At 65.2% G+C, this 14054-nt stretch carries 14 protein-coding genes and 1 tRNA gene; 6 read left to right on the top strand and 9 right to left on the bottom strand.

Going from position 1 to position 14054, the window contains the following annotated elements; all coding sequences use genetic code 11:
- Positions 1-46 precede the first annotated feature (46 nt).
- Positions 47-490, top strand: coding sequence for a GNAT family N-acetyltransferase (locus A3K89_RS09810; protein WP_254303511.1), 444 nt, complete (start codon positions 47-49; stop codon positions 488-490).
- Positions 491-494: 4 nt separating this feature from the next.
- On the opposite strand, the gene A3K89_RS09805 is transcribed toward A3K89_RS09810, so the two are convergent.
- From A3K89_RS09805 to A3K89_RS09785, 5 genes are all read right to left on the bottom strand, one after another.
- Complete coding sequence (locus tag A3K89_RS09805) at positions 495-1913, bottom strand: DEAD/DEAH box helicase (protein ID WP_068424592.1); 1419 nt, start codon at positions 1911-1913, stop codon at positions 495-497.
- A gap of 254 nt (positions 1914-2167) precedes the next feature.
- Complete coding sequence (locus tag A3K89_RS09800) at positions 2168-3508, bottom strand: HNH endonuclease (RefSeq protein ID WP_254303482.1); 1341 nt, start codon at positions 3506-3508, stop codon at positions 2168-2170.
- Positions 3509-3584: 76 nt separating this feature from the next.
- Positions 3585-4013, bottom strand: a complete 429-nt coding sequence (locus tag A3K89_RS09795) for a DUF732 domain-containing protein (protein WP_157105281.1) — start codon at positions 4011-4013, stop codon at positions 3585-3587.
- A 45-nt stretch (positions 4014-4058) separates the two neighbouring features.
- Positions 4059-4134: transfer RNA gene (locus A3K89_RS09790), tRNA-Arg, on the bottom strand.
- A gap of 201 nt (positions 4135-4335) precedes the next feature.
- A complete protein-coding gene (locus A3K89_RS09785; RefSeq protein ID WP_068424589.1) occupies positions 4336-5568 on the bottom strand; it encodes a PucR family transcriptional regulator in 1233 nt (410 codons plus the stop codon).
- A 413-nt stretch (positions 5569-5981) separates the two neighbouring features.
- On the opposite strand from A3K89_RS09785, the gene A3K89_RS09780 reads away from it, so the two are divergent.
- The gene (locus A3K89_RS09780) at positions 5982-6800 is read left to right on the top strand and encodes an acyl-ACP desaturase (RefSeq protein WP_068426022.1); all 819 of its coding nucleotides are present in this window, start codon (positions 5982-5984) and stop codon (positions 6798-6800) included.
- Positions 6801-6929: 129 nt separating this feature from the next.
- Positions 6930-7799, top strand: coding sequence for a universal stress protein (locus A3K89_RS09775; protein ID WP_068424587.1), 870 nt, complete (start codon positions 6930-6932; stop codon positions 7797-7799).
- On the opposite strand, the gene A3K89_RS09770 is transcribed toward A3K89_RS09775, so the two are convergent.
- The 3 genes from A3K89_RS09770 to A3K89_RS09760 form a co-directional block, all read right to left on the bottom strand.
- The gene (locus A3K89_RS09770; RefSeq protein WP_068424584.1) at positions 7796-8122 is read right to left on the bottom strand and encodes a cupin domain-containing protein; all 327 of its coding nucleotides are present in this window, start codon (positions 8120-8122) and stop codon (positions 7796-7798) included. The genes A3K89_RS09775 and A3K89_RS09770 overlap by 4 nt on opposite strands.
- Before the next feature lie 61 nt (positions 8123-8183).
- Entirely contained in the window at positions 8184-8687 is a 504-nt protein-coding gene (locus A3K89_RS09765) for a dihydrofolate reductase (protein WP_302050732.1), read from the bottom strand.
- Positions 8684-9484 carry a thymidylate synthase gene (locus tag A3K89_RS09760; RefSeq protein WP_068426016.1) on the bottom strand — a complete coding sequence of 267 codons (801 nt, stop codon included), beginning with the start codon at positions 9482-9484 and terminating at the stop codon, positions 8684-8686. Before A3K89_RS09760 ends, A3K89_RS09765 begins: the two co-directional genes overlap by 4 nt.
- Before the next feature lie 54 nt (positions 9485-9538).
- Between A3K89_RS09760 and A3K89_RS09755 the strand changes: the two genes are divergently transcribed.
- A complete protein-coding gene (locus A3K89_RS09755; protein WP_068424581.1) occupies positions 9539-10405 on the top strand; it encodes an Fpg/Nei family DNA glycosylase in 867 nt (288 codons plus the stop codon).
- Here A3K89_RS09755 and A3K89_RS09750 read toward each other — a convergent pair.
- Positions 10398-11942, bottom strand: coding sequence for a carboxylesterase/lipase family protein (locus A3K89_RS09750; RefSeq protein ID WP_068424577.1), 1545 nt, complete (start codon positions 11940-11942; stop codon positions 10398-10400). The genes A3K89_RS09755 and A3K89_RS09750 overlap by 8 nt on opposite strands.
- A gap of 52 nt (positions 11943-11994) precedes the next feature.
- Between A3K89_RS09750 and A3K89_RS09745 the strand changes: the two genes are divergently transcribed.
- Entirely contained in the window at positions 11995-12585 is a 591-nt protein-coding gene (locus tag A3K89_RS09745; protein ID WP_068424576.1) for a molybdenum cofactor biosysynthesis protein, read from the top strand.
- A gap of 86 nt (positions 12586-12671) precedes the next feature.
- Positions 12672-14051 carry a GntP family permease gene (locus tag A3K89_RS09740; RefSeq protein ID WP_068424575.1) on the top strand — a complete coding sequence of 460 codons (1380 nt, stop codon included), beginning with the start codon at positions 12672-12674 and terminating at the stop codon, positions 14049-14051.
- Positions 14052-14054 lie beyond the last annotated feature (3 nt).

The following is a 14054-nucleotide window of genomic DNA, read 5'->3' as shown; positions in this document are numbered from 1 at the left end:
AAACTCTTGATCAGCGAAAACGAGAGAGGCGCACGAATTGGTCACCGTGAACGAAGAGAGCTGGGACACCCCAGTGGGCGCCCAGTTGCGTGCGGCTCAGCGAGCAGAATTGGATGCTCGCTACGGAAACAGCAACCACGAGCCGGGCAGTGCACCGTCGGCCGACGACATCGCGGTCTTCGTCGTCGCCCGCGACGAGAACGCCGTCGGCATCGGCTGCGGCGCATTGAGACTGCTCGGCGACGGTTCTGCCGAGATCAAACGGATGTACGTCATCCCCTTCGAGCGCGGAGGAGGCGCAGCCGTCGCCATCCTCCGCGAGCTCGAACGTCTGGCCCGTGACCGAGGAATCGAGGTACTCAAACTCGAAACGGGGTCGGGGCAGCCCGATGCGGTGAGGTTCTACGAACGCGAGGGATATTCGCGAATCGATTCGTACGGCCCGTACGTCGACGAGCCGACCTCACTCTGCTTCGCGCGGAGCTTGTAGAAACTCAGCGCGTCCGCTGGCTCGCGGCGGGCCCTGCAGGACGACGGCGACGGCGTCCGCCGCCTGCTGCGTGCTGACGGCCGTCGGCTCCGGCTGCTGTCGCACCTGCACCTGCACGCGGGTTGCCCGACGCGCTGCGGGAATTGCCGCCGCCGCGAGCAGCGGTGCTACGCGGATTGCTGCTGCGGCCGGAACCGTTGCGGGGCTTGGCCTGACGCGGCTGCTGCGTCGCGGCCTTGGGCGCCGGGGCGACGTAGGCTGCCTGCTCGCCGACGAGGCGTGCCACCTCGGGGGAGTCCGCGGTGACGCGGATGGGAGTGACCTTGATGTCGGCCTTGCGCAACAGGACTGCCGTGTCCTTGCGCTGTTCCGGGAGCACGACGGTGACGACGTCCCCCGCACTTCCGGCGCGCGCGGTACGACCCGAACGATGCAGGTACGCCTTGTGTTCGGCCGGCGGATCCACGTGCACGACCAGTGCGACGTCGTCGACGTGCACACCGCGGGCGGCGACGTCGGTGGCGACGAGAACCTTTGCGTCACCGGACGAGAACGCGAGCAGGTTGCGGTCACGCGCAGCCTGGGACAGGTTGCCGTGCAGGTCGACCGACGGGATTCCGGCCTCCGTCAACTGTTTCGCGAGCTTGCGGGCCTGATGCTTGGTACGCATGAACAGGATCCGGCGGCCGGTGCCCGACGCCAACGTGTGCACCAGCTTCTTCTTGGTCTCGACGCCGTCGACCTCGAACACGTTGTGCGTCATGGCGGCAACGGGGGAGGTGGCTTCGTCGACCGAGTGCGTCACCTGGTCGGTGAGGAATCGCTTCACGAGCTTGTCGACGCCGTTGTCCAGCGTCGCCGAGAACAGCAGGCGCTGTCCCTTCGCGGGCGTGGCGGACAGGATGCGGGTCACGCCGGGGAGGAATCCGAGGTCGGCCATGTGATCGGCCTCGTCGAGGACGGTGATCTGCACGTTCTCGAGGCTCACGTAGTGCTGCTTCATGAGGTCTTCGAGACGTCCGGGGCACGCGACGACGATGTCGACGCCTGCGGACAACGCCGCCACCTGACGGTTCTGCGAGACGCCACCGAAGATGGTGGTGACCTTCATCGAGTAGGCAGCGGCCAACGGCTCGATCGTTGCGGCGATCTGGGTGGCCAGCTCACGCGTCGGGGACAGAATGAGGCCACGTGGGCGGCCCGGCCTGCGGCGTCCTGTCGATCCTTCGGCGAGGCGGGCGACCATCGGGATGGAGAACGCCAGGGTCTTGCCGCTGCCGGTCTTGCCGCGGCCGAGCACGTCGCGTCCCGCGAGTGTGTCGGGGAGCGTGTCTGCCTGGATCGGGAAGGGCTCGGTCTTGCCCTGGGCGGAGAGAACTTCGGCGAGTGCAGTCGGGACACCGAACGAAGCGAACGTAGTCATAGAAAGTGGTGTGCCTTTCGGGCAAACTAGTGCACCCATGGGCGAATTCGCCCGCGAATGCAAGGTGGCGAGACTGCCGGTGGGCAGTATCGATCGCCGTAAGAAAAGCCTGTGCAGGGTGCACATGGACAACGCGGCCGGAGCCGGGCGGAAAGTCGAAGCATTCCACGACGTCTGACGAGCAGCTACGCGCGCCATCGTCGAGTGTAACGGGTGACGCCTCGAAATCATTTCCCGAGTGATGCATCAGGCACTCACGCAGCCGACAGACCGTCGTCGAGATCCTGCTCGACGAGCGACACATACACCCTGCCGACGGGCATCGGCGGTGCCTCCGAGGTGTACCGATGCCCGGTCGGAGTCTCGAAGTCGTACCCGTGCACCACGCCGTATCTACGCGGTCGTGGTGTCGACACCCAGCCTTCGGCTTCCTTCGCGTGGTTGCACGCCGCGCACAGACCCGCCCCGTTGTCCGCGCTCGTCTTTCCTCCCCGTGCATGGGGGCGTATGTGGTCGCGGTGACGAATCGGCGCGTCGCACCACGGTGTTCGGCAGGTTCGGTCACGGATGTCGATCAGCCTCGCCAACGCTGTCGGGAAGTGTCGCGATTTCGACTCCATCGCGGTGAGGGCGCCGGTCGCCGGCGTGGCGTAAAGCCTCCGCAATTCGACGTCGGTGTCGGACTCGCATGCTTCCTTCACGAGATGCCGCGCGATGGTCGCAGGGATGTCTCCGTAGCCGATGAGGTGCGCGGGCTTGGCCCCGTCCGACAGTAGTGAGTCGTCGGAGATGACCAGGTTCACCGACACCGGCGCACTGCTGGTCGCCGACGCGGCGCCTGTAATGCGCTCGTACGCAAGGTCGGCCATGATCTGGTCTCGCGTCCTGGGCTCTTTGCCGACGCCCACCATCGAGTCGGCGTCACGTTTCAAGGTGGCCCACATGGAGACAGCACGATCCATGGATGTCAGCGTGGTGAACTGGGCCATGAAGTCCGGCTGCGGTCGAGTAGCGGTGCGACGCTGCGAATATGCCTTCGCACGCTTCTTCACGACGGACGCCGGATCGAGCTCGGCAGCCAGTGCCCGCGCCTTCCCCTCGATTGCCTTGTCGCCGAGCCCCTTCAGCGTGTCGGGGTTCTCGCAGAGCCGCTTGTCGATCTCCCGTCGGTCGTCGGCGGCCAGGCACGCGGTCTCGCGGGCAATCATGGTGACGCGCCATTCGTTGAGTTCGCCTGCGAGCAGACGTCGGTAAGCATGGGGCATTTCATCGACCAGCGCGCGTGCGAGCCCGAGGAATCTGCCGCCCTTGCTGGGTGATTCGCGGCGAGCCAATCCGATCTGCGACGCAATTCCTTTGCGCCACTGCGATTTCGGCTTTCCGGATTCTTTGCGCTTCGTCTCGATGGTAGTTGCAACCGACACCGTCGCCGTAGCCTGCACGGCCGACGCTGCAGATTTCACGGTTTCGAGGGCGGAGATCAAATCGACGCCGGCCGCTGCGTCGGGCAGGTCGAGCCGCTGTTGCAGCCTCGACACGAACGCGAGCACTTCTGCCGCCCCCAGTGCGTCCTGCGCGTCGTCGATTGTTTCCACGAGATCCCCCAATCTCTTTCGAACACATGTTCGAGACTAGCGGACCGCCGTGAGCCGTGCAAGGGATCGCGACGTGCTAGTTGTCGATCAGGGTAAGGTGCTCGGGGCAGTAGAGCGTGACCGAATTGTCAACGAGGAACTGAGAATCCGCGGGAACCCACGACGCCGAATCTCCTGGCGGCGGGTAGTTCTCGAGGTAGCCTGCCAGCGAAGTCTCGACCGATGACGTCGATTCGCCCCGATCGAATGCTTGGCAGACCGATCTGGCCCAGTCGACCACGGGAACACCCGACGCGACGTATCTGTCGAACAGTCGACCGAAGTCCGCCGGGTCGGACGGAGTTCGTTCGGGCGGAGTGCTGGGAGAAGCGGCTGTCGTCTCGGTGGCCTCGACGCGCGCGCTCGCCGACGGTGCGGCGTCAGCTGATCGGTCGGGCGCACTGCATCCTGCGACGACCGCGCCGACGGCGCAGACCGCCAAAACTGACAGAACGCATGGTTTCATATGCCGCATAGTAGCCAGTGGCTTGGAAGGGCTTGGTGGTACGTGTGGTGCCCTCGGCAGGATTCGAACCTGCGACCTACCCTTTAGGAGAGGGTTGCTCTATCCCCTGAGCTACGAAGGCGCACGGTCAGGGTACCCGATGACTTCGAGAAAGAAGGAAGCCGCCCACACGATGTGTGGACGGCTCCCGAGGTGACAGTGTCCGCCAGTGCGCCTCTCGGCAGGTGGCCGCTCGCAGCGGCAAAGTGTTGGTACCCGGGGCATGGATCGAACACTGTCGAGGGGTGCAACTGCATGCCTTCTCGAATAATTCCCGCGATGGTTAGGCAGCCCCCTGCGAAGCCTCGAGCCGGCGCGCGACCAACGCCGCCTGTAGATGCCTGATGCCCGACGGTCGGGTCGGATCGAACCCGGTGAGCTGCGCGATCCTCTTCAACCGGTAGTCGACGGTGTTGGTGTGCAGGTGCAGCTGTCGGGCCGAGCGCTGACGGTTGAGGTCGTGTGAGATGTGGATCTCCAGCGTCTCGAGAAGTTCGGGGGACGCGTCGAGCGGTTCGAGGATCTGCCGGAGGTGACGTCGACCCGGTCCCGGACGTGTCAGCTGATATTCGAGAACCAGATCGTCCATGCGGTACAGCCCGGCGGGACGGTGAAGTTGATGTGCGAGCACGAGCAACTCGTGAACCTGGTCGGCGGCCGTGGGAATGTCGGCGATGGCCGACTGCTCGGCGGTGGCGGTCACCTGAACCTCGGCGGCGGTGCTGATCCGGTGGACGAGCGCCTCGACCCATTCCTCGTCGTGCACACCGGGAATGAGAACGGTGCCGCCCTCGGGGCTGAGCATCGACAGCGGCGTGCGACCGCAGATGGTCGCGAGTTCGGCTTGAACGCGACGTAGTTTCCGACGCGCGGCGACGGTCCGCTGGATGGCCGGGTCGTTCTCGTCGGGATGAGGAGGAACGGACAACGCGAGCACCAGGTAACTGTCGGCCAGCTCGATTCCGCTCTGACGCGCGAACGACACCGCGTTGTGTCCGCTGAGCAGCGACGACACGAGAGTGTGTGCCGCAGTGTGGTGCTCGCTGGCGACGGCTTGAAGTTCTTCGACGTAACTCTTCGATGCGGCGATCGACACCTTCTCCGACAGAAGTACGAACACTCGCGCTGCTTCGATGAGGCTGCGTGCATCGCCGTCGCCCGCTCGCTTGGACACGAGGTTCCAGCCGATCTGAATTCCCTCGTGATAGACGGTCAGCACAGATTCGAGTGGCACACCTTCACGCGCCCACTGGCTCGCCTTCGCACGAAGTTCGGCGAGGTCCGCGTCGTTCGGAGCGCGACGCTCGTCGAGCATCTGGACCGCGATGCTGATGCACTTGACCGTGAACTCGGTGACGTCGCCGTGCAGTTGCTCGCCAGGTAGCGAACCGCACGGCGTGTTGGCGGCGAAGTGGCCGACGAGCAGCCGGGCCACGGCACGGAAGTCGCGAAGTGGAGCGGAAGCGGGCTCGCCCGCGACCATGATTCCGAGGCTCGTCGTGTTGTGAACGGTCACAGATCAGCCCTTCGTGTGGGAACTTCAGCTCTGGCGGAAACAAAGTTACTGGTGCGTAGTATGGCGTACTTACCTAGTTGTCGTAGGCAAACTTCGACGAAATTCCAACGTTTTCGTACTTGGAGATTGTTTCGAGCCCTCTAGCGGACTAGATCATAGGTTGTTATCAACGCGTTATCCATAGGTTCGGCGAAGAAACTTGTGAGGACTCTCGAGGCCCGGCGATCCGGCCTTGCGACATTGCCTAAACCTTCGAAAACCGGTTCCCAGCGCCGTGATCCGGCGCCTACGTTTTCACGGTGCGGATCCGACGACGCCGACGCACCGACGGGGGCGATCACCATCGATTCAGGGGGTAGGCAGTGCGCGGACGGGTGACTCAACTGGCGTTGCTCCGAGAGCTGGAGCCTGTCATGGAGGCGAAACTCGGTGAGTGCTTCGGCAACTCGTCGACCTGGACGTCGTCGGACTACGTCGAACCCGAATCGTTCTGGAGCGCACAACGTTCCACGCTGACCGAAACCGCCAAGGCGGCACTGATCACGACGCTTCTGACGCACAACAACTATCGCTCGGTGGAGTCGCCTGCCATTCCTGGCGCGTGGACGTCGTGGACGTCCGCCTGGTCCGACGAGAAGGCGCGTCACGCGGCAGCGATAGAGAATTACCTCGTCGCTACGCGCAGCGTCGATCCCGTTGCGCTCGACCGCGCCCGGTTCCAGTGCATGACGGTGGGGATCGCGTCGTCGATGGAAGGTGACCACCTGCTTCGATCGATCGCGCACGCCACGATCGATGTCATGGCCACGATGGTCAGCCACCGCAACGCGGCCGTCGAATGTGCCGATCCGGTGGCGACGGCCCTGCTCGGCCGCGTCGTCGCCGACCAGGAACGTCAGGTCGAGTTCCTCCGCAGCATCGCGGCCGCGGCTTTCGACATCGTGCCCGCGCAGACAGCGTCGATCGTCACCGAGGTCATCATGAACTTCCAGATGCCGGGAAGCGGCCTTCCTGGGTTCGAGCGCAGTTCGATGCTGATCGAACGCGACGGCATCTACGACCTCCGACTCCACCTCGACGAGGTGGTCCTACCGGTCCTGAAGTTCTGGCGATTCTTCGAACGGACCGACCTCGACCTCGGTGCCCGCAGCACCAAGATCCTGGCCGAGTTCCTCGGCGATCTCGAGGCCCGAGCGGCATCGTTCGAAGCGAGAAGACTGCGCGCGTCCTAGGTCGGGCGCGCGACCAGAAAAGCCCCCGGGGGGTCCGAGGGTAGCGTGCCTCTCTCCGGTGTCGAGCCGGAGAGAGGCACCTTCGTCTATCCTGAGGCCGGACATCCGATCCCTACCGGAGGTGGTCCCGTGTCGGGCGCGCATACGATCGTGGTGGGCATCGATGGTTCCGAAAGCGCCGACCGCGCCGTCGTCTGGGCCGCGCTGACAGCTGCACCACGCGGTTGGACGTTGCGGATCGTCACCGCCGTCGATCCTCCTGCGCATCTGGCTGCAGACGACATCACCGAATACCGAGCGGTTGCCGATGCCCGTCTGGCATCGGCCGAAGTCCTCGCACGCGAAAGCGTCGACGAATCCGGGTTCGACATCGTCACCGCGGCGGTGGACGGCAAGGTCGCCGAGGTGTTGATGGCCGAGTCGCACGGTCGGGAAGCGATCGTCCTCGGTGCGAGTGGCCTGGGCGAGTCCGAGTCGGGAGTGCTCGGGTCTGCAGCTGTGGCGTTGTGCGCGCACGGTTCGTCGCCCGTCGTGGTGGTGCGAGGTCGCAGTATCGACGGCCGCCCGCCCACGCTCGGTCCCGTCGTCGTGGGTGTCGACGGTTCCGAGCAGAATCAGGCAGCAGTAGGCGTTGCGTTCGAGGAAGCCGCACAACGTAATTCGCCGCTGGTGGCCGTGCACGTCTGGTCCGACGTGAGTCTTGCTCAGGTGGCGGGCCCGCCGCGCGACTGGGAAACCATCGCCGCGTCGGAAGAAGTTCTGCTCGCCGAGAGTCTCGCGGGATGGCAGAACAAGTACCCGGACGTCGAGGTGCGACGCGTCGTCGCGCAGGACCGTCCGGTGCGCGTGCTCAGCCAGATGTCGGAGCAGGCGTCACTGATCGTCGTCGGACACCGCGGACGCGGCGGGTTCGCCGGCATGCTTCTCGGGTCGACGAGTTACGCGCTCGTCCACACCGCGGACTGCCCGGTCATGGTGGTGCGAGGACCCGGGGGCTAGACCGCCACCGTCAACAGGAACGCGACGTCTTCGATTGCTTCGACGCTGTGACGGGCGTCGGGAATGACGAGAAGGTCACCCGCGGAACCCTTCCAGGACTTCTCGCCGCTGGCGAGTTCGAGTTTGCCGCTGAGAACGAACACCGTGGATTCGCCGTTCAGATCGTGCTCGGCCATCTTGTTTCCCGCTGCGAGCGCGACGACGGTCTGCCGAAGATGCCGTTGGTGACCGCCGTAGACGGTCTGCGAGCTGCGGCCACTGGACGCCCCCACGGCCAGTTTGAGCTGTTGTCGGGCAAGGGCGGTGAGTGACTTCTTGTCCATGTGCCCAGTATGACCCCAATGTCCGTCCGGCAAGAGCGGAGTCGACGGAAGTCGGTGCGAATCAAGCGGTTCGGTAAGCCTTGCCGTACTGGACGAAGCGGTAGCGGATGCCGTCGTTGCTGCTCGTCTGCCACTCTCCGGGGGACGCCGTCCATTCGTCGGACACCTCGGGTGCGACGGTGTCACCCTCGATGTCGAGGTCGATGTCCGTCACCTGAAGCTCCGACGCGAAAGGCAGTGCAGCGCGGTAGATTTCGCCTCCGCCCATGATCCAGACAGTGTCGTCGACCAGTGACAGTGCGTCGTCGATGCTTCCGACTCTCTCGGCGCCGTCGGCCGACCAATCGGGATCGCGTGTCACGACGATGTTCCGACGGCCGGGCAGGGGACGGAATTTCGGCGGTAGCGAGTCCCACGTCTTGCGGCCCATGACGACGGGGTGGCCCTGCGTCGTCGACCGAAAATGCTTCATGTCCTCGGGGACGTGCCACGGGATGGTCCCGCCGTCACCGATGACACCGCCGCGGGCCTGCGCCCAGATCATGCCGACGTGACGAGCAGTCACACCGCCACCGGCGCCTTGATCGCCGGGTGGTGCTGGTAGTCCAGGATCTCGATGTCCTCGAATCGGTAGTCGAAGATCGAATCCCGGTGCGCCAGCTTCAGAGTCGGGTAGGCGAACGCCTCACGGGAGAGCTGTTCGGTGACCTGCTCGCGGTGGTTGTCGTAGATGTGGCAGTCACCGCCGGTCCAGATGAACTCGCCGACCTTCAGCCCGACCTGATCGGCGACCATGTGGGTGAGCAGCGCATAGCTCGCGATGTTGAACGGCACACCGAGGAACATGTCGGCACTGCGCTGGTACAGCTGGCACGACAGGGTGCCGTCGGCGACATAGAACTGGAAGAACGCGTGGCACGGCGCGAGGGCCATCTGCGGGATGTCGGCGACGTTCCAGGCCGAGACGATCATGCGTCGTGAATCGGGATCGGTGCGCAGGGTCTCGATGACCTGACTGATCTGATCGATGTGCTCACCCGACGGCGTCGGCCACGACCGCCACTGCACGCCGTAGACGGGACCCAGTTCTCCGTTCGGACCCGCCCACTCGTCCCAGATAGTGACGCCGTGTTCCTGCAGCCACTGCACGTTGGAGTCGCCGCGCAGGAACCACAGCAGTTCGTACACGATGGACTTCAGATGCACCTTCTTGGTGGTGATCAACGGAAATCCCCGAGACAGGTCGAAGCGCATCTGGTGGCCGAAGACACTGGTCGTGCCGGTGCCCGTGCGGTCGGACTTCGGGGTGCCGGTCTCGGACACGAGCCGCAAGAGATCCTCGTACGGGGTTGGAACCATCACGGTGAGCCAGTCTATATCCCGTGCACGAGCACGGTGGGCCCGCATAATGGGGCAATGCCTGAGCTACCCGAGGTCGAAGCGCTCGCCGGGTTCCTGCGCGAGCACGCAGTCGGTTCCGTCGTCGGTCGTGTCGACATTGCGGCGCTGAGTGTTCTGAAGACGTTCGATCCGCCGATCACCGTGCTGCAGGGGCGCGACGTCGCCGATGCCGCGCGGTTCGGCAAGCACCTGGCGCTGCAGGCGGGTGACCTCTGGATGATCACCCATCTCTCGCGTGGCGGGTGGCTGCGCTGGACGGACAACCCCAGCGCCGCACCGCCGAAGCCCGGCAAGGGGCCGCTCGCGTTGCGGGTGCACTTCTTCACCCCGGAGGGTCTGACGCCCGCGATCGACCTCACCGAGGCGGGCACGAAGAAGCGGCTCGCGGTCTGGGTGGTCCACGACCCCAGCGAGGTGCCGGGCATCGCCCGACTCGGACCGGACGCGCTGGCCGTCACCGAGCCCGAGTTCGCCGAGATTCTCGGCAGTACCACGGCCAGGTTGAAGACGTCGCTCGTCGACCAGGCTCTGATCGCCGGCATCGGCAACGCGTATTCCGACGAGATTCTGCACGTGGCGAAGTTGTCGCCGTTCGCGTCGTCGAGCAAGCTCGATGCGGAGTCCGTCGCCACGCTGTATCAGGCGATGCGCGACGTGCTGACCGATGCAGTCGCGCGCTCGGTGGGCCAGGACGCCGCCCGACTCAAGGGGGAGAAGCGGTCCGGCATGCGGGTACATGCCAGGACCGGCCTGCCGTGCCCGGTGTGCGGCGATCCGGTCCGCGAAGTCTCCTACGCCGAGCGTTCGTTCCAGTATTGCGCGACGTGTCAGACCGGCGGCAAGATCCTCGCCGACCGCCGGATGTCGCGCCTGCTCAAGTAGTGCTCGGCTCGGTCTTCAGGCTCGCGTAGCCGCGGTAGCCCTCCCATGCTCGACGACGGTCACGCCGCGGATCGCGTTGCACACGGGTGCGGGCGTCGAAGATCATCGTCTCGCGGCTCTGCTCGTCGTACTTCGGCCACGACGGAAGGGGCGCACCGGTTCTCGCGAACTCGAGCCACTGCGACTGCACACGTTCGGTGACGTCGGCGAACGCCTTCCGGCCGCCCGGCAGCGTCATCGCTTTGCCGAACGTCGTGTTGCTGATGCCGAACACCGCGAACAACTCGAATCCATGGGTGGCGTCGAGGCCGAGCCACCGCATGATGCGCGGCGCGAAGTCGAAGCGGTAGCTGTATGTCGGCGCGTACGCCGAATGTGCTTCCGCCACTTCCAGAGACGGCTTCCAAAACGTGAAGTCGCCGCCGACGTCGATGGCAGCTGCCTCCGCCGGGTAGCCCGGATAGGCTTCGAGCACAGCATCTTTGGCCGACGGGTCGGTCAACGAGAACAGCTTGTCGATGCGCTCGGGGTTGGTGGGTAGCGCGTCGAGCACCTTCGGGAACAGTGTGCCTTCGCGGGCGTTCGTACCGATGATCAGGGGGACGCGATGCGCCGACCCGTCCTGGTACGCGTCGAGCGGATTCTTCGGTAGGTAGTCACCGTCGACGACGGGCCCGAACGGATGCAGACCGGGAGTCGCCGACGCGACCGTGAGGGCTAGTTTCGTTCCTGCTCGGCCGAGACGCGTGACGTCGGCGGTGTCGAGTGCGTCGGCAGGGTCGCCGTCGTGGCCCAGGAAGTCGAGGAACTGCGCGGCCCACTGCGTCGCGTTCGCGTGCGTGCCGACGAGACCGGGTGCCGAACTCTCCGCGATCGCCTGCGTGAAAAGCCCTTTCGCGGCGGGCGTCGCCAGCAGGGTCGTGACGGCGTTTCCTCCGGCGGACTCCCCGAAGACCGTCACGTTGTTCGGATCTCCGCCGAACTGCGCGATGTTCCGCTGCACCCATTCGAGGGCTGCGACCTGATCTCGCAGACCCAGGTTGGAGTCGAATTGCCGTGCCTCGGTGGAGAACTGGGTCATGTCCAGATAGCCGAGCGCACCGAGCCGATAGTTGATCGACACGTAGACGACGCCGTGAGAGTCCCTCAAAGACCGTCGGACCAATGAGCCGCCGCCGTACAGGGGCGTCGCCGACGTGCCGAGCGTGTACGCGCCGCCATGGATGAACACCATCACCGGCCGTGGCGTCGCACTGCGCCTGCCCGGGGCCAACACGTTGAGCGTCAGGCAGTCCTCGCTCGACGGCTGATACTTGCCGATCGAGAGCATCGTGCCGCGCTTGTGCTGGACCGACGCGTTACCCCACTCGGTCGCGTCGCGGACTCCTGTCCACGGCTCGACAGGCTGAGGCGCGCGCAGCCGACGTGGTCCGACGGGTGGAGCCGCGTAGGGGATGCCGCGCCAGGTGACGAGATCGCCCACGGTCTTGCCCTCGACGACGCCGTCCAGCGTGGCGATTCTGGTGTTGAAAGCCATGTCGGCGAGTGTACAAATTTCCCCACGCCGACGGTCGTGGACACTGAAGGTCATGGTGTTCGAATATCGCGCCGACATTCTCCAACTCCTGGTCTCACCTGCCCATGCGTATTTCGGTAGGTCGAAGGACGGGCCTGCCGACGACGTGAGGACCGACCTTGTCGAGCGGGTCGAGATCGTCGCGAACAAGGGCATTCGCGGCGACCGATTCTTCGGCGTCAAGGCCCATACCGAGGCCGCGGTGACGTTCTTGGCCGTCGAGGCGTGGGAAGCCGTCGGCGACGCGTTGGCGACGGAGATGCCCGACACCGCCGTGGCCAGGCGAAACATCGTAGTACGCGGTATCGAACTCGACCCGCTGCGCGGCGTCGAATTCGAGCTGGATTCCGGTGACGGCCCGGTTCGCTTCCGTGGCGGCAGACCGGCCCATCCGTGCGCCTGGATGGATTCGATGATCGTGGACGGTGCCCGAAAAGCGCTCATCGGACGCGGCGGCCTGCGGGCGGAGCCGCTGACCGACGGGATGTTGCGGACTGGACCGGTGATCGTGCGGTCGCCCGTCGAGCTGGACGTGTCGAAGGCAGCGGCGCAGGTGAAGAGGGCCCAACCGCAGGCGGCGAAGCCGCCCTTGCCCATGAAGTGAATCTGTGCCCATAATGTGAGCGACGGTGTGGCTCGTCACATCTACGCGCCTCGGATGGCGCCACTCACTACGTGGAAAGAACCCAGATGTCCGATATGTGGATCGTGATTCATACGGTGGTCGCCGTACTCGCGGTGGTGATCTTCATCGTGCGCTTCCATTTCAACCCTGTGGTCTCGCTGGTGCTGGGCGCCGCCTACCTCGGGCTCGCGACGAAGCTCGGGGTGTCGACGACCGTCGAGACCATCACCGGAGGCTTCGGCGAGATCATGGCCGAGGTCGGTCTGTTGATCGGGTTCGGAGTGCTCATGGGGGCGGTACTCCAGGAGATGAAGGCGATCCAACGCCTCGTCGGGACGCTGTTGAAGACGTTCGGTCCCAAGCGGCTGCCGTATGCGCTGTCCCTGACCATCGCGACCGTGCTGCAGTCGATCTTCCTCGACGTTCTGCTGGTCATCTCGGCGCCGCTCGCACGCAATCTCGCACCGAAGATCGGCAAGCTCGGCACCGCGCGCATGGCGACGGCGCTCGCGATCGGTCTCGAATGCGGCATCGTCTTCATGGTCCCCGGCGTCGCGGCGCTGGCCCTTGCCGGACTGCTCGGCGTACCGCTGGGCAAGATGATGATCTACGGCCTGATTCTGATCGTCCCCGTCGTGATCATCTCGATCGCGGTCATGACGTTCGCGTTCCGCCGCGGATGGTGGAACGAGGAGAAGGACGAGCAGGAGTTCATCTCCGTCGCGGTGGAAGAAGACGAGGATCCCGCCGCGGAACCGTTCGTTTCCGGCGGAGTCGCGCAGGCCGTACGTGCCGAGAAGCGCACGCGTCTCGTCGTGCTGTTGTCTCCTCTGCTCCTGGCGCTCGTACTCATCGCGACCGGAGCGCTACTCGAGGTAGCCGAGATCTCCATCCCCGTCGTCGAATTCGTTGCGAGCCCGGTGATCGCACTGCTCATCGGACTGGTCGGAACGTGCCTTGTCGCGCGCTACACCGTCGGCCAGAAGCGCGTCGAGAAGGCGTTGGCCCGTGGTTTCGCCGAGAGCGGCCAGATCCTGATCCTGACCGGCGTCGGTGGTTCGCTCGCCGCGATGATCAAGGAAGCCGGGCTCGGTGACATTCTCGGCCAGTACTTCACGGCGAGCACGGCGGCGCCTCTGCTGATGGTGTGGGTGATCGCCGCTGCGCTGCACATCGCCGTCGGCTCGGTCACGATCTCGGCCATCACCTCTGCAGGCATCCTCGCTCCCGTCGCGCCGCTGATCGGCCTCGACCCCGTGTTCATCGCGCTCGCAGCGGGCGCAGGATCGCTGTTCGCGGTGCACGTCACGAGCAATACGTTCTGGCTGCTGCAGTCGTTGATGGGACAGAGCACGAGGGGCACACTGAAGACGTGCTCGGTCGGCGTGTCCGTCGCTTCCGTCGTCGCCATCCTGCTGATCCTGCCCATGAGTCTGGTTCTCTGAGAG

Origin of the sequence: Rhodococcoides kyotonense (assembly GCF_001645385.1) — a bacterium.
Classification (GTDB): domain Bacteria; phylum Actinomycetota; class Actinomycetes; order Mycobacteriales; family Mycobacteriaceae; genus Rhodococcoides; species Rhodococcoides kyotonensis_B.
The sequence above is the reverse complement of the archived record's forward strand: the minus strand, read 5'-3'. Positions and strand labels throughout refer to the sequence as shown.